We start from the raw sequence: 20,467 nt of genomic DNA, 5'->3' as shown, positions 1-20,467 counted from the left end.
GAATACTCCTAGAAAAGATCGACGTTATCGTTGTCTTTAGAGTGGCGAAGACGTAATCGATATTCGCTTTCCCTGTCTAATATAGTGGTGTTGTGCAACGAGCGAATTTTCTTGATATTAACCACCCCGTCATTTGCTGAAAAATAGACTTTACGAGGGTAATCAGACAGCACATCGTTAGCGATGACCGGGATATGCTCTCGTTTTAAGTAGTCAAACGTAAAATCAACATTGCGTTCGCCCACATTATTTTGGACAAAGCCTTTCATCACGTTCCCACCGCCAAACACCTTGGCGACCAAATGCTGACGCTGCGCACCTAATTTCAGCATTTTATTAATTAACAATTCCATGGCATAACCTCCATAACGCGCTGACTCCGACAATAATGACGAGCGCCCTTCGTCACTTGGAAGTAGGAAGTGATTCATGCCTCTTATGTTGTTGATAGGGTCGTATAAACAAGCCGCGACACAAGACCCCAACACAGTGACAATCATTGTGTCGTCACTGGTTGCATAAAACTCTCCAGGTAAAATCTTTACGGCATGGCACTTGAAAAAACTATCGTAATATCGGTTTGCATAGAGGTTATTGCCGTACTCGTCAATCATTCCTGTGGTATCCGGCGCGTACGTGTTTTTCGATAAGCCGTTTTCCCCACTGGCTTTAACACGTTGGTTGTTCCCGCAAAGCTCTCAGAGTGCCCCGCAAAATATAGCCCGTCGTCCTTTAAAGTGGTGACTAATCGATTGAGCACCTTCGCCTGGGTAGGTTTATCGAAGTAAATCATCACATTGCGGCAAAAAATAATATCGAAAGGCCCTTTTATATCAGGCCATTGCGGCTCAATTAAATTCAGTTTTTGAAACGTCACTAAATGACGTAACTCCGGCACAACCCTTACTTTGCCCTCATTAGCACCTTTACCTTTGTGAAAGAAGCGTTTTAAACGCGTTCCAGCTAAATTGGCAACGCGGTCCTTTTGATAAACACCCTGCTGCGCTGAGGTTAAAACGTTACTATCAATATCTGTAGCGATTATTTCTACCGGCGGTGTTAAGGTCATGTAGGCTTCCGCAGCGCACATGGCAATGGAATAGACTTCTTCTCCCGTGCTGCTTGCCGTGCACCAAATACGCTGGTGCCCCTGCGCACTTTTTAAATAGCGACTTAACATTTCAAAATGATGGTTTTCACGAAAAAACGATGTCAGATTCGTCGTCAAGCCATTAATAAAATGCTCTAGCTCTTCTGTGTGGGTGTCCAGATAGTGCAAGTAATCGGTAAACCGCGTTATCTTCAACGCCCTCAATCGCCTTGCCAACCGGCTATACACCATAGAATCTTTGCTGTCTGCTAGCTTAATCCCTGCTGCATCATAAAGCATTGCTCTTACCCGATTGAAATCGCTAGTACTAAATACAAATTCTCTAGCTTCCATCACCATAATGCGGGCCCGTTATCAAAAAGATTCCCACTCATCGTCTTCAGGTGACGACGTTTTTATTTGTCTATCGGTATTAGCGATAGGCTTCGCATTTGACGTAATCGCCCTCGTTTTGTTTGATGATTTGGCTTCGGGCATATCTTTTAATTTAAACACCGATATTTGACTAATCATGCTTTCAGATTGGGCTTGTAAGCTCTCGGCGGCAGCAGCAGCCTCCTCTACTAGGGCAGCGTTTTGCTGTGTTACCTCATCCATCTGAGAAACCGCTTTACTGACTTCATCAATCCCCGATGCCTGTTCAGATGAGGCTGCAGCAATTTCGGCCATAATGTCGTTGACTCGTTTAATCGAAACCACAATTTCTTCCATGGTTTTTCCTGACTGATTAACCAAGTCATTGCCGTTTTCAATTTTGTTCACCGAGTCTGAGATCAGTGATTTAATGTCTTTCGCGGCATCAGCCGAACGCTGAGCAAGAGAACGGACTTCTGATGCGACCACCGCGAACCCTCGTCCTTGTTCGCCTGCTCGTGCTGCTTCGACCGCAGCATTAAGTGCAAGGATGTTCGTTTGAAAAGCAATACCGTCAATTACACCAATAATGTCAGATATTTTTTGTGCCGAGTCATTGATAGACCCCATGGTATCGACAACTTTATTGATCAGTGTGCCACCATCAATAGCAATGGTTGATGCTTGAGAAGCCAAGCCATTTGCCTGATTCGCATTTTCAGAGTTGAGTTTAACGGTACCGGTTAACTCTTCCATACTCGACGCGGTCTCCTCTAGGCTAGAGGCTTGCTCTTCTGTTCTGCTTGATAAATCGCTATTACCCTGTGCAATCTCAGTCGCCGCTGTGTTGATTAAGTCTGAAGCCGTTCTTATCTCAGAAATCATCTCAACCAGGTTATTGATAAACGATGTCATTGCATCACTTATTTCAATAAACTCGCCCTCGAAATCAACAGAGACTTCCGTGGTTAAATCACCTTGCGAAAGGCCGGTTAACACACGTTTTATCTCATTAACAGCCACTTTCCTGCCCGTAATATCGGTCGCATATTTAACCACCTTAAAGGGCTTCCCATTGACGTCAAAAATAGGGTTGTAGGTGGCTTGGATCCACACTTCCTTCCCGCCTTTGCCAATGCGCTTGAATTCATCGTTAGAATGAACCCCTTCATTCAGTTGATTCCAAAATTCTTGGTATTCGTGAGAGCGCTTATACTCGGCATCTACAAACATGCTGTGATGCTTACCTTTTACTTCAGATAGCGTATATCCCATTGTGTTTAGGAAGTTATCATTGGCTTGGATAATAGTGCCATCCATCTCAAATTCGATGACTGCCTGAGACTTACCTATGGCTTCAATTTGCCCCGCATAATCTGCGTTTTTCATTTTTTGTGCTGTGATGTCAACGGCGTATTTGACCACCCCTGTTACATCGCCAGCATTGTTCAAAATAGGGTTGTAGGAGGCTTGGATCCACACCTCTTTCCCTGCCTTTGTGATGCGTTTAAATTCCCCGGTCTGATACTCGCCTGCTTGTAGCTTCTTCCAAAGATCAAGGTACTCAGCACTGTTGTGGTCTTTAGGGTCGACAAATATTCTGTGATGCTTTCCTACAATCTCGTCGAGGGCATAACCCGTTACTGCCAGAAAGTTTGCATTTGCTTTTAAGATATCGCCTTGAGGAGAGAATTCTATTACTGCTTGAGAGCGATCAAGGGCGTCTAACATCCCACTTTTTAGAATTAATTCACTGATGTCTAGCCATTCAACGGCAGTGCCTAAGCTTGTACCAGAGTCATCAAATAAGGGCATGAGTGTAAGACGGAAGTTTAGCGTTCCAACCGTTATTGACGACACCATGGTGTCACGCAAATTCGCTAGCATATTGCGTTGGTGTGAGGGGTTTTTATGAAAAATATCAATATTCTGGCCAATCAAATTGTCGGCTGAAAACTGCGGTAATGCTTTTTGTAGTTCCTTTTCGTTGTGCTTCAACAGTGACAATACTGCTTCATTTGCGTAAACGATATTGCGATCAACGTCTGCAATCATAAAGCTGGTAGAACTTAGCTCTAATGCCTGCAGTTGTCTTTCTGTGTTTACCGATTGTGAAGATGCTTTAAATAAATTTAAGACGTTCATATGTCACTCCTGACCACCCTGGTTACTGGTATCAAATAAGGCTAGCGATTCGCTACTGATTAAGCTTTCAATGTTTACGATGATGACCATAGCGTCGTTGACCTCTGCCAAACCATGCAGAAACTTAGTATCAAACGCTACGCCGAACTCCGGAGGAGGCTTAATATCATCATCGCTCAGCGTTATAACGTCGGAAACTGCATCAACAACAATCCCAACAATCCGATCTGAAACATTCAACATGATTACAATAGTAAATTCGTTATATGTGGGTGTCCCCACGTCGAACTTAATGCGTAAATCAACAATAGGAACAATGTCACCGCGTAAGTTAAGTACCCCCTTGATAAAGGGGGGCGCGTTGGCGATTTTCGTAACAGGTTCGTAACCCCGTATCTCTTTGACAGACATGATATCAAGCGCATATTGCTCTTCGCCTAGTACGAAGCTTAGGAACTCACGGTCATGATGCACGTCGTGTTCAGACCGCATGTTTTTGGTCAACGTTTCGCTCATTCGTTTGGTTCTCCGCTATTTCTTCATTGATATCATCTGCTAACGACTCAACGTCAACAATGATGGCTACATGTCCGTCACCCATGATGGTGGCACCTGCCGCTCCCGGTACTCGTCTGTAATGCTGCTCTAGGCTTTTGATAACGACCTGTTGTTGGCCCAATAACTTATCGACCATTAATCCAAAGCGTTTTTTGCTGCTTTCAATCAAGATAATGATGGCCTCTGTCGGTGATTGCATTGCGTTGTCTATATCCATGCGTTTGGCCAAATTTAAGATTGGCCAGTACCGGTCGCGCACCCACAACATCTTTTCATTACCTATGGAGCGTAATTGTTCTTCAGCAGGTTGTATCGACTCAATAATGGCCACCAAAGGAACAACAAATACTTGGTCGCCACTGGCCACGCACATGCCATCAACAATTGCTAATGTCAGTGGTACGCTGATTGAAAAACACGACCCGTTACCTTTGGTCGAGGTAATGTTAATCCTACCGCCGATACTTTCGATATTCCGTCTAACGACGTCCATTCCCACGCCGCGACCCGATATATCAGTTACGCTTTGGGCGGTTGAAAAACCGGGGGCAAAAATTAAATTCCATATATCCTCGTCGGTTCCATTTGCTGGAATGCTCAGGCCATTTTCATTCGCTTTTTCAAGAATTTTTTCCTTGTTTAACCCGGCACCATCGTCGCTTATCTCTATAACAATATTGCCGCCACGCTGCGCCGCAGAGAGTGTTATGGTGCCGGCAGCAGTCTTACCTTGGCGTTCTCGGGCATCCGGCAATTCGATGCCATGGTCGATGCTATTTCTAACCAGATGCGTAAGGGGATCGACAAGTTTCTCAATAAGCCCTTTATCAATTTCGGTGCTGCCGCCAACGATATTAAGCTCAACCTGCTTTTCTAACTTATCGGCAAGATCGCGAACCAGCCTTGGAAAACGATTGAACACGAATGAGATAGGAAGCATCCGCATAGACATAACGGCTTCTTGTAACTCGCGAGTGTTACGCTCAAGTTCCAACAATCCCGTTTGAAGTTTTTCTTGTGAGTCCGGCGCCTCACTTGAGCCTTGCACCATCAGCATAGATTGGGTAATGACTAACTCACCAATAAGGTTTACGAGTAAGTCGACTTTGGATGTATCAACACGAATCGATTTTGACTCAACTGATGTTGATTTTTTTGCAACCGTCGCAGCGGCTGAAGGAGGCGGCTTTCTCTCTGTAACGGTTTCAGTTTTCGCGACAGGAGCATCTTTTTCTAACGGTTCTTCATCGAACAAACCAAAACCAATATCTTCAGATGATGATTGCTCTTCGCCTACTGACGTTTCGTCGGTTTGCTCTTCGTCATCAAAAAAGCCAAATGACCCTGATTCAGTCGGTTCGGGCTGCTCAACGTCATCAAAAAAACCAAACGTTTCATCGTCGCCCGCCGTATTGTTCGATGATGCGGGGTCCTCTTTGTTGATGGTCTTTTCAAGCGCTAAAATACCTTTATCTATCTCTTCTTGATTGATAGGTTGGCCTGACCGGTAGTCGTCGAGAATACTCTTGAGTAAATCCGTTGTGTGAAGTAGTTGATTAATAATATCGACAGTAAGCAACTGCTCACCGTGTCGCGCTTTATCTAGCAGGTTTTCCATGACATGAGTAAGCCCACCTAAACCACTAAAGCCGAAGATACCGCTGCCGCCTTTAATAGAATGCGCTGCGCGAAAAATACTGTTCAATGATTCTGAATCTGGCGATGCGGGGTCGATGGCCATCAGCAACTGTTCCATGGTTTCCAAGTGCTCTTCGCTTTCGTCAAAAAAGACTTGGTGGAACTGCTCTACATCGATAGACATGAATTACCCCAATACCTTAGCAACAAGCTGTAATAACTTGGTGGGATCGAAAGGCTTCACCATCCACCCTGTAGCGCCAGCGGCTTTACCTTGGGATTTGATATCTCCACCTGCTTCAGTCGTAAGAACCACGATAGGTGTTGAGCTAAATGCCCCCATGGCCCTTAACGATTTTACTAAGGTAATACCGTCCATGTTAGGCATGTTGACGTCGGTAAGTACGAAATCAAAGGTATTGTCTTGGCAGATGTCCAATGCGTTTTGACCATCAACGGCTACGGTAATGTCATACCCTTCACTTTGAAGCGTAACTTCCACCATCTGCCTGATTGAAGGTGAATCATCTACAATTAAAATCTTTTTACCCATGCACTTCTCCTTCCTGATTTCTATTCACTGCTTAGACTTAACTGAATATTCCTTGTCGGAAAAAAGTATAGTGCGCTGTGAATAAACCATGCTGAGGAAATGTGTAAAAGTTGACTTATATCAAGATTCTCAATAATTGCCCTCTCGCTTGCATTTAGTTCCACTATATTTCAATAGCGCATACCAATAGTGGAACGTCGTTGTGAAGCAAACTGTACTGATAGCTGATGATGAGAGAGACATAATCGATCTTCTCAAGGGGTTGTTTGAAGAAGACTTTCATTTGGTTTTTGCGCTAGACGGTGACGAGGTATTCGAGCAACTCAATGCATCCATAGATATTATTATCTTAGATATGCACCTACCTGGCCGTTCTGGAATAGAGATTTGTAAGCATATTGCCACTCTTGATTCTGAGCGCCGTCCTGCCATTATCGTGATAAGCGGTGACACCTCAGACAGGCTAGTGAAAAGTGCATATGATTTGGGCATTAGCGACTATATTGGGAAACCTTTCAATCTTGTTACTTTTCACGAGCGAATCATTCGATTCTCACGCGATATAAAAGCGCTTCACGAACTAGAACAAAAAGACAAAAAAATTGAAAGCCTTGCTCAAACCGCGATGAAGCAAGCAGCTTCCTATGGGCGGGCGTTAGAACTCGTCGCTAAACTCAACGACTGCCGCTCTCCCTTAGATATCATGCATGCGGTAGCCAGTAACATGCTCAGTCAAGACTTAAAAATTGCAATTCAATTGCGTTCTGACACAGACACGTTCAGTTATGATGTAGATACAGGGGAATGCTCTCCCGTTGAATTACAAATTTTTGATGTACTAAAAAACCACGGCCGTATTTACCATTTCGGTAGACGAACAATATTTAATGACCAACACGTCTCGATTCTTTTTAAAAATATGCCCTTCGAGGGCACACTATCTTTTGATGCAGTGCTGGACGTAGCAGCAAAATTTATCCTTGCGGTGAACTCTCGATTTATCTCTCTTCTTCAGCAACAGTCATTAGTTTCAACAAAAGATAAGTTAGGTGCGGCACTAGAGATGCTTGCTCAAGGCATTAACAGCATGGAGGCTGAACGTCGCGAACTCATCGATCAGATAGAGTTGAACATTAGCCTAAGCTTTCACGAGTTAGACATGAGTGAAGAACAGGAACAGTTCTTTGTATCACTTATCGAAAAAGAAGTTAGAAGCCGAGAAAAAAGTACGAATTTGAGCGCCCTTCAAGCGCTCATAAAGCAGTGCGTAGATGAAATGATAATGTCAGACGTTGACCTTCCCCCAGAGGGCGAAAATAACGACGTTTCAGATTGTGATGTCGAGTTGTTCTAACAGCGTAATGCTGGAAAATTGTTAACTAGCATGTCTTCGAAAGGCGGTAGCATGGTAAATATACTAATAATTGAAGATGTAAAAGAGATAGGCGAAAACCTCTCTGAATTTGCTCGCCTGGCGGGACATGCTAGCCGTTACGCACAACGATTTGCAGACCTTACCGTTGCGCATTTACATGAAGCTACTCATATCATTCTTGATCTAAACATGCCTGAGCATGACGGCATCGATATACTTGAGGCCTTGAGCGAGGAGGATATTGAGGCGCCAATAATCCTGTGTTCTGGTATGACAGAAGATATTATTACTAGCGCGATTGATGTCGTTAATGAATTAGGTTTAAGTTTCGGCGGGGCATTACCTAAACCTTTCACGTTTGAGCAGTTTCTCTATATTATCTCAAATGCGAAGAAAAACACTCCTTCAGCGGCACATGAACGTAAAGAGCGCGACGCTATTTCCCTCACGCGGGGCGACTTAAAAATAGCGATTCAACGAGGGTGGTTTTACCCGGTTTATCAACCTCAATACGACATCACAAATAACGGCATTATGGGGGTAGAGTGCTTGGCTAGGCTCAATCACCCGCTATTTGGACAATGTACTCCAGATGTTTTTATCGACAGATTAATTGAGACCGGGCTAATGGATGAATTCACGGTAAGTTTTATAACGAATACCGTATCACAACTTAGAAAAAACGGCTTTCCTATAGATAGGCGCATTTCATTTAATATCGACCCACAATCACTGCATAAAGCGCTTATTAACGAGCTCTTACAGTATTTTTTGGATCATGGAATAGACCGACACCAAATTTGTTTTGAAATTACTGAAGTGTCAGAAATTAAACTAACGAAAGAATTAAAAACCTTGTTAACCAAATTACGGTTGGGGGGAATTCACATTTCTATGGATGATTTTGGAACGGGTTTTTCTACCATCCATGAACTCGACAACTTACCGTTTGATGAAGTTAAAATTGATCGTGAGTTTGTTTTCAAAATAACTGAGCGCACGGGATCTTTGGCTATTGTCAGGAACATCGTTGCATTAGGGAAGGACTTGGGAATGGTTGTTATTGCAGAAGGCGTGGAAACACTCGAACAAGTCGAATTACTCGCGTCGGTTGAATGTCGATATATGCAGGGTTTCTATTTTTCAAAGCCCGTTGATATCACAACATTAATGGCACAAATGTAGCTGTGATGTGCGTGTTAACACGTATTTAGGTAATTTGAGGTACTGCCTAATTAAGGAACTATTAAACATATGAGAGCACCACAAAAGTCATCTTCAACCAACAAGGAAAAAGCGGTTTATAGCCCTACTGTTTTGGCAGTGGCTATTGATAAAAACGGCCGAATTCTTCGTGTGAATAATGGCTGGACGACACAATTGGGTTGGGAAGCTGACGAACTTGTGGGAGCCCCCTTTGTCGCTTTTGTGGGGCAGCAAAACCAAAACAGTGCTTCTCGTATGTTGATTAACGTTATCAAGGAGATGCAGGGCTCATTTACACTTAATTTAAAGCATAAATCTAAAGAGGGCATCGCTTATTCTTGTCATGCAACTATGCTGACAGGCCTCGATGACCATGAAATATATATTCGCGCACAACGGCACCTGAATGACGACGAGTTGAACGTTGAGGTAAAACAATATGATGACGCGCGAAACCGCCACCATGATATCGTTTCCCGGCGGCTAAGAATGCATGCAGTAGCGCAACTTGCTCGTCGTATCTGTCACGACATTAATAATATTATGACAATCATCTCTGGGAACATTCAATTGCTGGGCATGAGAGATAATGATGAGAAAAGTAAAAAATATATTTCAAATATAGAAATAGCAACCGAGCGGGCCGCCTCTGTTACACAGAATCTATTAAAGATTGTGAGAAACGACCAACAACATCAACAGCCGCTACATATTGATGAAGAAATTCGCGATATTTTGACGATTATTGCCAATGCATTTCCGCCCTCTATCGTCTGTACACAGCGCTTGCAGAGTGACCAACGTGTAATGATTGATAAAGCAATCTTTTCTCACGCCATAATCAATATCATTATGAATGCTATATCATCGATAAATGATAAAGGAGAAGTTTGCGTTGTGACACGTAACGAGGATAGATTTCTCGAGCAATGTGGTCTTATCATTTTTAAACCCACAGACGCCCAGCTATACGCTGTCGTTCATATTAAGGATGACGGAATAGGTATAGCAGAAGACGACATTACGCAGCTATTTAACCCGCAGTCTGAAAACGCAGTATCGACACAAGACTTAGGGCTAGGCTTAAGCCTTCTTAGCGACTTTTGCTCCAGTAATGGCCTTGGATTACAAGTACAAAGTAATAAAGGTATGGGCACTTCCGTATTTATGTGGATACCCGTATTGTCGACTAATTGAGTAACGTTATGGATAACTTAACAATAGTAATAATTGACGACGAAGCATTAATTACGGGCGTACTTAAAGCGTTCATGGAACACAGCGGGGATACCGTTTATGACTTTAACGATGCTTCTGCTGCACTTACCTTCATTGAACAGCATCATAACGAGATACATGCTGTTGTGACAGATTACAAAATGCCAGGGCATATTAATGGTAGCGATGTTTACACGTTTATTAAAACAAAATACCCCACCATTGTGTGCTATGTCATTACCGGTTACATGGATGTAATGAACAACGATATTGACGAAAACTTTGTTATCGACAAGCCGATCAATTTCAACACATTCTTACCGAAGCTGTACGATTCAATTAAGAAAAGTGGAAGGTGACAGTATCCTCACATTAGGCGTATTACCATGGCACAGTATAAAAATAAAGCGGCCCTTGAACAGCGTATTGAACAGTTAGAACGAGCGCTGGCTGAGGCCAATGAACAAAAAAGCCGTGACTATTATTACCAAATCCTCTTTGAGAATATGCAGCACGAAGTTCACATATGGAAATTAGTATACAACGACGATGGAAGCATTAAGACGTGGTATCTCGCAGATGCAAACAATAAAGCGCTCACATCATGGGGTAAGTCGCTAAACGATATAATAGGAAAAACAGCTGATGAAATATTTGAATCTAATGTCACGCAACAATTTTTACCTATCGTAGAACACATATTTGGCGACAATCGTCCCTATTCATGGGAGTACCAATTTGACCCCACCTCCCAATGCTTGAGTATGACAAGCTTTCCTTTTGACAACTATTTCATCAGTACCGGTGTCGACATTACATCGACCAAACAAATAGAAATAAAACTTCGAGATACTGTTATTAAGTTAGGAGAAGCTATTTCCGCTGGAAATATTGGCCTCTGGGATTGGGATCTAATTACTAATAAAACCTTTTTCTCTCCCGAGTGGAAAAAGCAATTAGGGTATGCATCGCATGAAATAAAGAACGAGTTTACTGAGTGGGAAACACGCGTTCATCCAGATGATATACAGAGGACACTTAATCATATAAACCGTACGTTAATACAAGGCGAAAACTATCACGAGATTGAGTTTCGCATGAAGCACAAAGATGGCTCATATCGATGGATACTTGCCCATGCATCAATTATCAAAGATGGCGATGATAAACCGATTCGACTAGTTGGTTCGCATATCGACATTACGGATCGTAAAAGCATGGAAGAAACCGCACTGCAACAGCAAAAACTTCAAGCCCTAGGCACCTTGGCCGGAGGCATTGCTCATGACTTCAACAACCTATTAACGCCTATCTTAGGCTATACACAACTGCTGAAGACTCTCACACAGAGCAGCATAAAAGAGTACGAATATTTAACCCATATCGAAGACTCTGCAACGCGAGCACGACAACTTACTCAACAAATCTTGATGATGAGCCGAAAGTCGGTACAAAATATTGAACCGGTTTATTTGGATAAACTGGCCGCAGAAGTATGTTCTGTCATTAAAGGCGGTAATTGCGACAATATAATCATAAAGTCAGACATAGAAGAGGAATTACCAGCTATTGGAGCAGACCCAGATCAACTGTACCGTGTAATGCTGAACTTATGTACTAATGCCGTTCATGCTATGCCAAATGGTGGAACACTTTGCTTGGACATTAAAGCCTGCTCAAAGAAAATCGCAGCCCTTGATGATGATACGCCTAATGATTATATCTATATAAAAATCTCAGACACAGGCAAGGGTATAGAAAGTAAAAATCTCGACCGGATTTTTGAGCCTTTTTTCACGACAAAGCTTCATACGTCACAGCGTGGAACGGGATTAGGTTTGGCTATTGTAAATAGTTTGGTAGAACAGCATCGAGGGCATATTGAAGTAAAAAGTGTCGTAGGGAAAGGTACCGAATTCATCCTCTATCTTCCTGTCATTTCTGAAGATATTTTAGCGCGAGAGTATCATGTAGAAACAATGGGCACGTTCAAAAACTGTCACGTGGTACTCATTGATGATGAACTAGCTATTTGCCAGCTTGGCGAAGCATTACTCAGTCAAATGGGATGCAATATTGTAACGTTTCAGAACACCGAAGCCTGTATTAACTACCTAAAAATTCATGAAGAGGAAGTTAACGTTGTAATTACTGATTACGCCATGCCAGAAATGAACGGCGATGCCTTTATCGCAGCACTTCGCGCAACAGGCATTTCACTTCCATGCGTAGTGTCGACAGGCTTCACTGACTTGGTGAGTAGCGATAATTGTGCGCGATGGGATTGCGCAGCAATAATTAGCAAGCCTTTTAATATACAAGAGCTTAGCACTGCTATTGCAACCGCTCAGAAAAAGAATGATATTAAAAAATCACACACTTCGTGCCGTTAAGCGAGTGCATTAATATTACGCCAAAAATGCAGCGCTGATTCGCATACAGCATCAGGCGACTCTACTTGAGGGTAATGCCCTGTATTTTGTAACCGAACGACGCTTGCATTACTAACTCTTTCTTCATAAGCGTTAGCAAGGTGGTCGCCAGAAATAGGGTCATCAATACCGTTGATCAGTAACGTTGGGCAAGGAGGGTTATTTGTCGCTGTCCCCCACCGCGCTTGGTGCGTTTTGCGCTCAGCCATATAGCGAATTAATGCCGGCAACATTGCACGACCATTATCTCTGACCATCAGTTCCCAGTATATTTGCATGTCGTTTTCACTGATAGGTTGAGTACAAATTGTTCTCATGGTTGATGCAAAGCGCTTATATGAAGTTAGTTTTGCAACTAGGCTACCAATCGGGCTCATCAACAGTTTTTGAATAAGTCGAGGCCGATGTACTCCAGGATAGAGGCCACCGTTCAGAAAAATACACGACTGAGGTGCAAACACCTCATCGCTTGCTGCCAGCAACTCTTGCCCTACCGAAACGCCATAATCGTGGCACAAGACATGTGCAGCGTTTATCCCTTTTTCAGACAACACAACGCGACACATTTCAGCTTGCTGCATGATGGTGATTGGGACATTCTGCGGCTTTGATGTAAGGCCAAAACCAATTAGGTCAAGCGTGATACAGCGGAACACTTGGGTTAAACGCGGCCAAACAAGCTGCCAATCTATACTGGCAGTAGGAAAACCATGAATAAGTAACAAAGGCGGCTTTTCGCCACCACTATCTTTTACAAAAACATCTAAATTGTTAAACGTAATGTATTCGGCGTTTTCCTGCCATTTCGTTAAATTAAGCAAAGTGATGGAAAAACCCCGATAGATAAATTAAGTCTGTAATAAAGACTACCCTATGAGGCCCTGTGAATATAGCTTTAGTTATGGTGACACGAAAGCATTGAAACCGTCACATAACGCGTGGTGCAGCCGCAGGGGCTTCTGTGATGGTGCCTCGACCCGGGGTCGCAACGCGCGGTGCAGCCGCAGGGGCACGTTAGCGTGTTCTTTTCGTTGTGGACATTTACTGTAACGGAATCAAAAAAGCCCCTGCATTTCTGCAAGGGCTTCTGTGATGGTGCCTCGACCCGGGGTCGCAACGCGCGGTGCAGCCGCAGGGGCACGTTAGCGTGTTCCTAACTCCGAGATCAAAAAAGCCCTCGCATTTCTGCAAGGGCTTCTGTGATGGTGCCTCGACCCGGGATCGAACCAGGGACACGCGGATTTTCAATGTAATACAAGGGTTTAATCAATTGTTTTAATAAGTATTTTATTTTCTTTGCAAATTCTTTGCATAAGCTGCCATTTCATGATCTACTATGAGCATGGCAAAGTTAATCGAAAGACATGACATAAACGACGAACTGTATATCTTCAAGCAGGATAACAGTGAACGTTGGTATGCGCGTTTTATACTGACAAATCATAAAAAATGGTTGTGTAAGTCAACCAAGAAGAAAGACAAGGACGAGGCCATTGCAATGGCACATCGTATCTTTCTTGACCATCAAATAAGACTTGAAAACAACAGTCTCGTACAGAGCAAACGGTTTAAAGATGTTGCTGACCGTGTCATCGAAAAGCTCGAAGAGCAGCTTGAACATGGTGGTGGGAAGCGCACTTACAAAGACTATATCCGAGCATTAGAAAACTATCACATCCCCTACTTCGCTCGCACGTTTGTCACTTCTATAGACCAAGAAGCAATAACGAAATTCGTTGAATGGCGTAAAAGGAAAATGAGTAAGCCGCCCGCTTCATCTACTCTTCAAACTCATAATTCGGCATTGAATCTTGTATTCAAGGAAGCTATCGAACAGAAATGGATGATAGCAGCTCAAGTTCCAGTGCTGTCATCAAAAGGTGAAGCCGGTACTCGCCGTGCAGCTTTCTCAGAAGAAGAATACGAAGCAGTACTTGAAGAAATCTTTGAAGGTGAACGAAACGCCCACAGTGAAAAAACCAGACAGATTCGAGAGCTACTTTATGACTACTGCGAAATAGCTGTTAATACTGGAATCAGACCCGGTACGGAGATGGAAAACATTACGTGGAAAGACATCGAGATTAAAACTCAAGGTGCCAAAGCCCAGTTCTTCATCAATGTAACCAAAGGCAAAACCACAAAGTATACAGGTACGCGAAAAGTGGTCTGTAAGCGGGATGTTATAGGCGCATTAATTAGACTTCGTGAACGTTTCCCGTTGCGCACACCAAACCAAAAAATATTCTTGCTGGCAAACGGGGAAGCTACGCCACAGCTGGGCAAAGCATTTGAGAAAGCACTACAAAGCTCTGGACTAAAAGATTCGCCCAGAGGGCCCAGAACGCTTTATTCACTGAGACATACATATATCACCTGGCAACTACTAGCCGGAACCAGCATGGACGTTATCGCGCGGCAGTGCGGTACAAGTGCAGCCATGATTGAGCAGCATTACAGCCATGTTAAACCCGAGATGTTTGCAGACGCTCTGTCTGGTGTGACATTCGATGAAGAGAAGCCAAAGCCTAAATCGAAAAAAACGTTAGCGCGACAAGAAAGGAATAAGGAGCGTGATGAGAAACAGTTCAAGGAATGGACAAAAGAGTATAAAGATAGAGGGTGTATTTGATACGATAGGTATCAATGCCTCGGGAGCTTAAGCAATACAATAACCAACAGGATGGTACTTCTGACTTATGAAAACTTTAATTATTCCGAAGGATTTAAATCCTAAAAATCAAAGCGCCGTTTTCAAAAAAGTATTAGGCAATCCTGAAGCATTCATTCGTATGAGCTCTAAGGGTCTTAAATTTAGCGGTTCGCTCGGGTTAGAGTCTCAAGTAATACAATTATTAGCCAGTTGGTTCCGTTCTAAAAATTCCAGCAAAACAATTCAAACCTATTTAGACTACGTTGAAGACCCGCAGTTAGGTGACCTATGCCAAAGTTTACTTGGAATGGCTTACCTGACTCTATGTGACAACATCCTTCTCTCAGATGGAGAGACCCTTCTCTCGAAGGGCAAAGCCTTTTCACCAGCAATTAGTTCTATTGAAAAATTGCAAAAACTTGACTTTAAAAATGCGTTCAAAGGTAGAAAGCTTTTTTTTCCTTGCTTGAAACCATCAAAAAGTAACGGATTAATAGAGCCCTTATACCAAGCGGGAGAAATATCAAAAAGGGGAGAATTCAAATATATATTTCAGGAGGCATTGGACTTTCTTCTAGGTCATGAACAAAGAAAAATAATAAAACCAGACCTGTTTATTAATCTGGCTACTTGCGTCTATGAACTTTTTAAAAATACTGATGACCACTCTTTGCGGGATGAAAAAGGTAACTTCTATTTAAATTCTGTAAGGGGTATTAATTTAAACATTTCTCTTCTTGAAAGAAATCAACTCTTGTTACTTTTGGGTGAGAAAGAAAGTTCGTATATCAATTGCTTATACAACGGCCCCCCTAAAGTTACTTTTTTAGAACTGAGCGTTGTTGATACAGGTATTGGATACGCAAAAAGTTGGGTTAGGAATACAGGCGACGCTGCTAAGTCAATATCCATTAATGAAGAAATTAATGCAGTTCTAAGTTGTTTCGAAAAGCATAATACAACCAAAAATAAAAGTTATGCTGGGTCTGGCTTAACGAATGTTATGGATAGCCTGGGTTCGTTGAATGCCGGCTTTATTCTTAAAACCGGTCACACAACAGTGTCAAGTTTCGCGAGGAATGGTGCGGTTAGTATCGATAAAAACTCAATACAAATTGAAGACTATGAGCTAGCTGGGACTTCATTCACTATTCTGGTACCACTGATATTTAAGGATGAATATTGATGCTTCATTTCGAGATGGCACAAAGAGAAAAAATTAGACTTGTTTTGTTCATCCCCCTAATTCAGGAAGAATCATCTTCTCTCTCAGATATAGTTGAGCAAACTTATGAGAATTACCATAGGCCTGATGAAGTAATTGTGGTTATCCCGTTATGTGAAAAAGACATCTTTAACGACTCTCTGAGTTCTTCTAAAGATTTAACGAATAATTTATATCGCTATGGTGAAAAAGTTAAGTTGTCTGTTGTCGCATTCGACGAACGAGGCGATCTATCTGGAGTGAGCGGAGTCGAGCTGAATAGTGATGGGCTTGGTCCACTGAGAGATGAGCTTGTAGTGCAAGGGATCAGGCATTTGGCGTCGAAAAATCAAGTGGTAGAGATGAGTCCCCCTGGCTCCTCATTTATAAAACCTTCTCAAGATCAGCGCACAGAATTTATTGCAACGAATAGACTGGCGCAAAGCTATTCCGAATGTGTATTCGTTGGCTTTTGCGTATTGACCAAAATCAAAAACATCACCCAGTACGAAAAAATATACATTGATACATCTGCGATAAATCACATTGTCCTTGCGCTAATAAATTTAATAAACCGACTAAAGGAAAACGTTAACTATCAACCAAAGTTTGAATCATTTCATTCCTATCGAGGACTAGGAAATCTTCGAATACCTCTCGGTGAAAAAGCCTTAATCCTCATATCAGCATCATCGAGCAACAATATGGCGAAAGAGATTTATCAAAAATGGAATAGGCTCCAAAACGAGGACGTTATTACACTTTTGTCATTCACTGAGTCTGAGAATGTTCTTTGCTCCCTTGAGTCTTCAATAAAAAGGAGACCGGACAATATTGAACGTTATGTTAAAAGGGTAGATGAATACTTCACCATAGAGCACTCTGAACCCAAAAGCGTGGTCATTAAGAAAATACATGGAGAGGAACTTTCTAAGTGGCCTTTCAAACAGCTGTATCAATCTCTTAGCCACGCATGTAATAGACCCAAAATAGCTGGGCATAAAGAAAAAGAATTAACTGTGGACCTGAATGAAATACCAGAGAGTCTACTCAGTAAGCTGGATGACTGGTGGAATGATATTGTCAATTGGCACATTCCAGTCACTACAAAATATATCATTACAGATAAAACAGACGCGTTTCTCAAAAAGTACATCGAATCATTGCAAACACACCTCACTGTTGAGGTTATCGACTTTGAAGATGTTATAAATCAAGAATTTCAGTCTGCAAACTCAGCTGCCGTCCTTCTCCTCCCTGTTCTGGGTTCCGGCGACAAATTTATTGCTGCCAATAGAGATCTTCGATTAGCAGGCCACGATGGACTGAGAGTATTTGTAACATTTTTCCATTTATTCAAGGGTAAATCAGCCCTTGCAACATTCGAGAAATCCCTGATTTTTGGGCCAGTATTTAAGAAGTACAAGTTCTTTTCCAAATATTCTATCAACGTTCCAGCAAGGATTGACAAGAGTAGTTGGCTGGCTGAACGTCACCTATTGCAGAAACACGAAGACCTCATAAAATCCACAGAGCTTCACGATAGATTCATGTGCTTGAATGACGTGTCAAATGGACTGGAAGGAAAGATAGGCGTTAATGGACGGTTACACTCGGAACATCTTTCCTTTACTCGTCACTTCGCATTCTGGAACTTTGAATATGAGCCCGCTTCTGTGCAACCAGAAGCAGTATATTTAACAGTTGCGTCAATACTACAAAGCGCGAGAGATAATTTTAAGCACTCACCTGAGGATAGTTTGGAGTCAACACCACACCAGCAAGCAATCCTATCGCCTGATAACTTTGTTCGGTATAACGATCCACTACTACAGTCTTGTTTATGGCGTGCTGCTAAAGGCTCAGAACTTGATTACAGCTATGATGAAACGCTATCTGATGAATTTGTTGCGATTATGGAGCGACTATCACGCGCTACTAAAGAGGAGAGAGGAGAGGCATTTCCCGATTTGTTGTTGGCAGTGATTCTGGGGCGGGTTGTGCTTTGTAATACAGCTTTGGAGAGACTTCGTACTATCATCAACGAACTCAACCCAACAAATTTAAATCAGGTTACATCAGTTATGATTCAGATTTTCAATCTCGAACTCTGATTTAATAGTACATGACGTCGGAATAAATAGAACATATATCATGCGTACAGTCTGAATGTATACGAAGGCATGTTAATGTAACTACGTAAAAGCAGATTGCATTACTAAGAATTGGAACCAATGAGCGATTTAAATTTTGGATTTACTGGAAGCTCTTCCTCATTAAAGGATTTTTCTACCAAATTAGGGCAGTGGTGGTACATATTTGCGGCAGCCGTTGGTTCAGCAATTGTTAGTGTATCAGCGTCATTCGCTGGAAGTTATAACATTTGCGACAGTTGGCAATCGACCTCTGGAGTTGCAGACTTTGCATTATTCGTACTTTTCATGCCTTGGGCTTGGCTGGTCTTGGGCTCTCTGATGATAATTTATGGAGGAAAAGGAACTTATATTGATCAAAAAAATCTCAACTTAAGAAATGAAGAGCTCAATAATGAGATAAAAAACGTTGATCAACTAAAAGAGCAAATCAACAGTGTTAGTGAGGATTCTGAACTATTACAAAATGAGCTTGCAGAATTACAGGTTAAGTTAGTAACGACTTGGTTAAAAGGAAGTGCTAGGCAACTAAACCTAGGAACCCACTGCCGTGCAACAATCTATTATTATATTAATGAGAAGTTTTACTTAATAGCAAGATACTCACAAAACCCTAAATATGCAGAAATTCACAGACTAACATTTCCAAGAAACAAAGGCGTAATAAGCCAAGCATGGGAACATGGAGTTTGTGTAGATATTGAAAATATCCCTGTTTTTGATGAGGACAAACAGGAATACATTGAGTATATGAAAGCACATTATGGTTATGAGCACGACAAAATCGAAAAGCTTACGATGAAAAGTTGTCAGTACATAGCCATCTCGGTAGTTGAAGCTGACAAGCACATAGGTGTAATTGTTTTTGAGTCTGACAAGAAATCATTATGGAAAGAACAAAAGGTAGCTCAAATCAAAAGATACTGCTCTGACTACCAAAGCTATATGGTCGACTTTATTCATGGGGCGATCAAATATGATAAAACTTTAAAAGTTACTCCAATTGCTGATCATGATGTTGACGATGAATTCGTATCTACTTTTAGGAGGAAGTCATGAATAAATTGCGCTCGATCATGGCCTACATTGCGACAAAATATCCTCACAAGAATGAATTGTCGAAGGCACGGTTGACTAAGCTGGTATATCTTTCGGATTGGTTTTCTTCGTTGCTAGATGAAAACCAAATGACGGATATTGATTGGCTGTTCAATCACTATGGTCCTTACGTTGACGATGTATATGATGTTGCAAGTACAGACAGCGAGTTTTCAATAAAACCTGAAAAAACAATATATGGCGGTGATAAATTCGTTATCGCGTTCAACGGAAACCTGAATTCTGTAGATCTCACTGACCGCGAGAAAGATATCATAGACACCATCATTGAGAAGACGAAGTCGATGTACTTCAATGAATTCATCAGTTACGTATATTCTACGTATCCAGTGTCTTCTAATGAGAGATACTCTCACATGGATTTGGTTTCTCTAGCTAAACAATACAAATCTCAAAAAAGAACGGCTAATGCGTGAGATGAGATTTTTACTTGTATTAGTTCAAGTCAACTGAGCATTAGTCAATTTGCTCATCAGTAAGTTACTGTTAATGTGTATTAACAGCAACTATTCCCAGCTGATGTCTGCCAAAATTTCGCGGTGCATGTTAGCTGAAAGCAATTATCTCTATTTACTGATTTATTCAATCAATGCCAGAATGATGAAATTGGTAACCATGACGGATTCAAATCCCCCGCAGAAATACGTGGCGGCTCTAGTCCGCCCACTGGTAGTATTATTAAGAGAGCCCTGCTACAAATAGCGGGGCTTTTATTATTTTAGCTGTTCAATATTTTTTGAGGTAATAA

The 20,467-nt window shown here is 42.0% G+C and carries 17 protein-coding genes; 10 read left to right on the top strand and 7 right to left on the bottom strand.

All coding sequences use genetic code 11. The annotated features are described in order from the left end of the window. Positions 1-8: 8 nt before the first annotated feature. The 6 genes from cheD to ACOJRU_RS01465 are packed head-to-tail and all read right to left on the bottom strand — an operon-like array spanning position 9 to position 6,359. Entirely contained in the window at positions 9-614 is a 606-nt protein-coding gene (cheD, locus tag ACOJRU_RS01490) for a chemoreceptor glutamine deamidase CheD (RefSeq protein WP_421133304.1), read from the bottom strand. Next, positions 611-1,450, bottom strand: coding sequence for a CheR family methyltransferase (locus ACOJRU_RS01485; RefSeq protein WP_421133303.1), 840 nt, complete (start codon positions 1,448-1,450; stop codon positions 611-613). The genes cheD and ACOJRU_RS01485 overlap by 4 nt, the downstream gene beginning before the upstream one ends. A gap of 15 nt (positions 1,451-1,465) precedes the next feature. Continuing rightward, positions 1,466-3,610, bottom strand: coding sequence for a methyl-accepting chemotaxis protein (locus tag ACOJRU_RS01480; RefSeq protein WP_421133302.1), 2,145 nt, complete (start codon positions 3,608-3,610; stop codon positions 1,466-1,468). Positions 3,611-3,613: 3 nt separating this feature from the next. Beyond that, positions 3,614-4,126: a chemotaxis protein CheW gene (locus tag ACOJRU_RS01475; RefSeq protein WP_421133301.1), complete on the bottom strand. Its 513-nt coding sequence runs from the start codon at positions 4,124-4,126 to the stop codon at positions 3,614-3,616. After that, entirely contained in the window at positions 4,092-5,990 is a 1,899-nt protein-coding gene (locus ACOJRU_RS01470; RefSeq protein WP_421133300.1) for a chemotaxis protein CheA, read from the bottom strand. The genes ACOJRU_RS01475 and ACOJRU_RS01470 overlap by 35 nt, the downstream gene beginning before the upstream one ends. A gap of 3 nt (positions 5,991-5,993) precedes the next feature. Continuing rightward, positions 5,994-6,359, bottom strand: coding sequence for a response regulator (locus ACOJRU_RS01465; protein WP_421133299.1), 366 nt, complete (start codon positions 6,357-6,359; stop codon positions 5,994-5,996). Between the two features lie 202 nt (positions 6,360-6,561). On the opposite strand from ACOJRU_RS01465, the gene ACOJRU_RS01460 reads away from it, so the two are divergent. The 5 genes from ACOJRU_RS01460 (at position 6,562) to ACOJRU_RS01440 (ending at position 12,551) form a co-directional block, all read left to right on the top strand. Next, a complete protein-coding gene (locus ACOJRU_RS01460) occupies positions 6,562-7,713 on the top strand; it encodes a response regulator (RefSeq protein ID WP_421133298.1) in 1,152 nt (383 codons plus the stop codon). Positions 7,714-7,764: 51 nt separating this feature from the next. Beyond that, positions 7,765-8,919 carry an EAL domain-containing protein gene (locus ACOJRU_RS01455; protein ID WP_421133297.1) on the top strand — a complete coding sequence of 385 codons (1,155 nt, stop codon included), beginning with the start codon at positions 7,765-7,767 and terminating at the stop codon, positions 8,917-8,919. A gap of 69 nt (positions 8,920-8,988) precedes the next feature. Next, entirely contained in the window at positions 8,989-10,137 is a 1,149-nt protein-coding gene (locus tag ACOJRU_RS01450; RefSeq protein WP_421133296.1) for an ATP-binding protein, read from the top strand. Between the two features lie 8 nt (positions 10,138-10,145). Beyond that, entirely contained in the window at positions 10,146-10,517 is a 372-nt protein-coding gene (locus ACOJRU_RS01445; RefSeq protein ID WP_421133295.1) for a response regulator, read from the top strand. Between the two features lie 27 nt (positions 10,518-10,544). Further along, complete coding sequence (locus ACOJRU_RS01440) at positions 10,545-12,551, top strand: PAS domain-containing hybrid sensor histidine kinase/response regulator (protein ID WP_421133294.1); 2,007 nt, start codon at positions 10,545-10,547, stop codon at positions 12,549-12,551. On the opposite strand, the gene ACOJRU_RS01435 is transcribed toward ACOJRU_RS01440, so the two are convergent. Beyond that, on the bottom strand, positions 12,548-13,411 hold the full coding sequence (locus ACOJRU_RS01435) for an alpha/beta fold hydrolase (RefSeq protein WP_421133293.1): 864 nt from the start codon (positions 13,409-13,411) through the stop codon (positions 12,548-12,550). The two genes, ACOJRU_RS01440 and ACOJRU_RS01435, sit on opposite strands and share 4 nt — an antisense overlap. Positions 13,412-13,932: 521 nt before the next feature. Between ACOJRU_RS01435 and ACOJRU_RS01430 the strand changes: the two genes are divergently transcribed. From ACOJRU_RS01430 to ACOJRU_RS01410, 5 genes are all read left to right on the top strand, one after another. After that, a complete protein-coding gene (locus ACOJRU_RS01430) occupies positions 13,933-15,222 on the top strand; it encodes a tyrosine-type recombinase/integrase (RefSeq protein ID WP_421133292.1) in 1,290 nt (429 codons plus the stop codon). A gap of 67 nt (positions 15,223-15,289) precedes the next feature. Beyond that, on the top strand, positions 15,290-16,429 hold the full coding sequence (locus tag ACOJRU_RS01425) for a hypothetical protein (RefSeq protein WP_421133291.1): 1,140 nt from the start codon (positions 15,290-15,292) through the stop codon (positions 16,427-16,429). Continuing rightward, entirely contained in the window at positions 16,426-18,561 is a 2,136-nt protein-coding gene (locus ACOJRU_RS01420) for a hypothetical protein (RefSeq protein WP_421133290.1), read from the top strand. Before ACOJRU_RS01425 ends, ACOJRU_RS01420 begins: the two co-directional genes overlap by 4 nt. Before the next feature lie 120 nt (positions 18,562-18,681). Continuing rightward, positions 18,682-19,659, top strand: coding sequence for a hypothetical protein (locus tag ACOJRU_RS01415; protein WP_421133289.1), 978 nt, complete (start codon positions 18,682-18,684; stop codon positions 19,657-19,659). Further along, positions 19,656-20,135, top strand: coding sequence for a Panacea domain-containing protein (locus tag ACOJRU_RS01410; RefSeq protein ID WP_421133288.1), 480 nt, complete (start codon positions 19,656-19,658; stop codon positions 20,133-20,135). The genes ACOJRU_RS01415 and ACOJRU_RS01410 overlap by 4 nt, the downstream gene beginning before the upstream one ends. Positions 20,136-20,467: the final 332 nt, after the last annotated feature.

This window comes from Alteromonas algae (assembly GCF_049117195.1).
Classification (GTDB): domain Bacteria; phylum Pseudomonadota; class Gammaproteobacteria; order Enterobacterales; family Alteromonadaceae; genus Alteromonas.
The sequence above is the reverse complement of the archived record's forward strand: the minus strand, read 5'-3'. Positions and strand labels throughout refer to the sequence as shown.

What these genes read in the sequence shown, in the direction of transcription:
- cheD (WP_421133304.1), bottom strand. Translation starts at nt 614, where the DNA reads ATGATTGACGAGTACGGCAATAACCTCTATGCAAACCGATATTACGAT.
- ACOJRU_RS01485 (WP_421133303.1), bottom strand. Translation starts at nt 1,450, where the DNA reads ATGGTGATGGAAGCTAGAGAATTTGTATTTAGTACTAGCGATTTCAAT.
- ACOJRU_RS01480 (WP_421133302.1), bottom strand. Translation starts at nt 3,610, where the DNA reads ATGAACGTCTTAAATTTATTTAAAGCATCTTCACAATCGGTAAACACA.
- ACOJRU_RS01475 (WP_421133301.1), bottom strand. Translation starts at nt 4,126, where the DNA reads ATGAGCGAAACGTTGACCAAAAACATGCGGTCTGAACACGACGTGCAT.
- ACOJRU_RS01470 (WP_421133300.1), bottom strand. Translation starts at nt 5,990, where the DNA reads ATGTCTATCGATGTAGAGCAGTTCCACCAAGTCTTTTTTGACGAAAGC.
- ACOJRU_RS01465 (WP_421133299.1), bottom strand. Translation starts at nt 6,359, where the DNA reads ATGGGTAAAAAGATTTTAATTGTAGATGATTCACCTTCAATCAGGCAG.
- ACOJRU_RS01455 (WP_421133297.1), top strand. Translation starts at nt 7,765, where the DNA reads ATGGTAAATATACTAATAATTGAAGATGTAAAAGAGATAGGCGAAAAC.
- ACOJRU_RS01450 (WP_421133296.1), top strand. Translation starts at nt 8,989, where the DNA reads ATGAGAGCACCACAAAAGTCATCTTCAACCAACAAGGAAAAAGCGGTT.
- ACOJRU_RS01445 (WP_421133295.1), top strand. Translation starts at nt 10,146, where the DNA reads ATGGATAACTTAACAATAGTAATAATTGACGACGAAGCATTAATTACG.
- ACOJRU_RS01440 (WP_421133294.1), top strand. Translation starts at nt 10,545, where the DNA reads ATGGCACAGTATAAAAATAAAGCGGCCCTTGAACAGCGTATTGAACAG.
- ACOJRU_RS01430 (WP_421133292.1), top strand. Translation starts at nt 13,933, where the DNA reads ATGGCAAAGTTAATCGAAAGACATGACATAAACGACGAACTGTATATC.
- ACOJRU_RS01425 (WP_421133291.1), top strand. Translation starts at nt 15,290, where the DNA reads ATGAAAACTTTAATTATTCCGAAGGATTTAAATCCTAAAAATCAAAGC.
- ACOJRU_RS01415 (WP_421133289.1), top strand. Translation starts at nt 18,682, where the DNA reads ATGAGCGATTTAAATTTTGGATTTACTGGAAGCTCTTCCTCATTAAAG.
- ACOJRU_RS01410 (WP_421133288.1), top strand. Translation starts at nt 19,656, where the DNA reads ATGAATAAATTGCGCTCGATCATGGCCTACATTGCGACAAAATATCCT.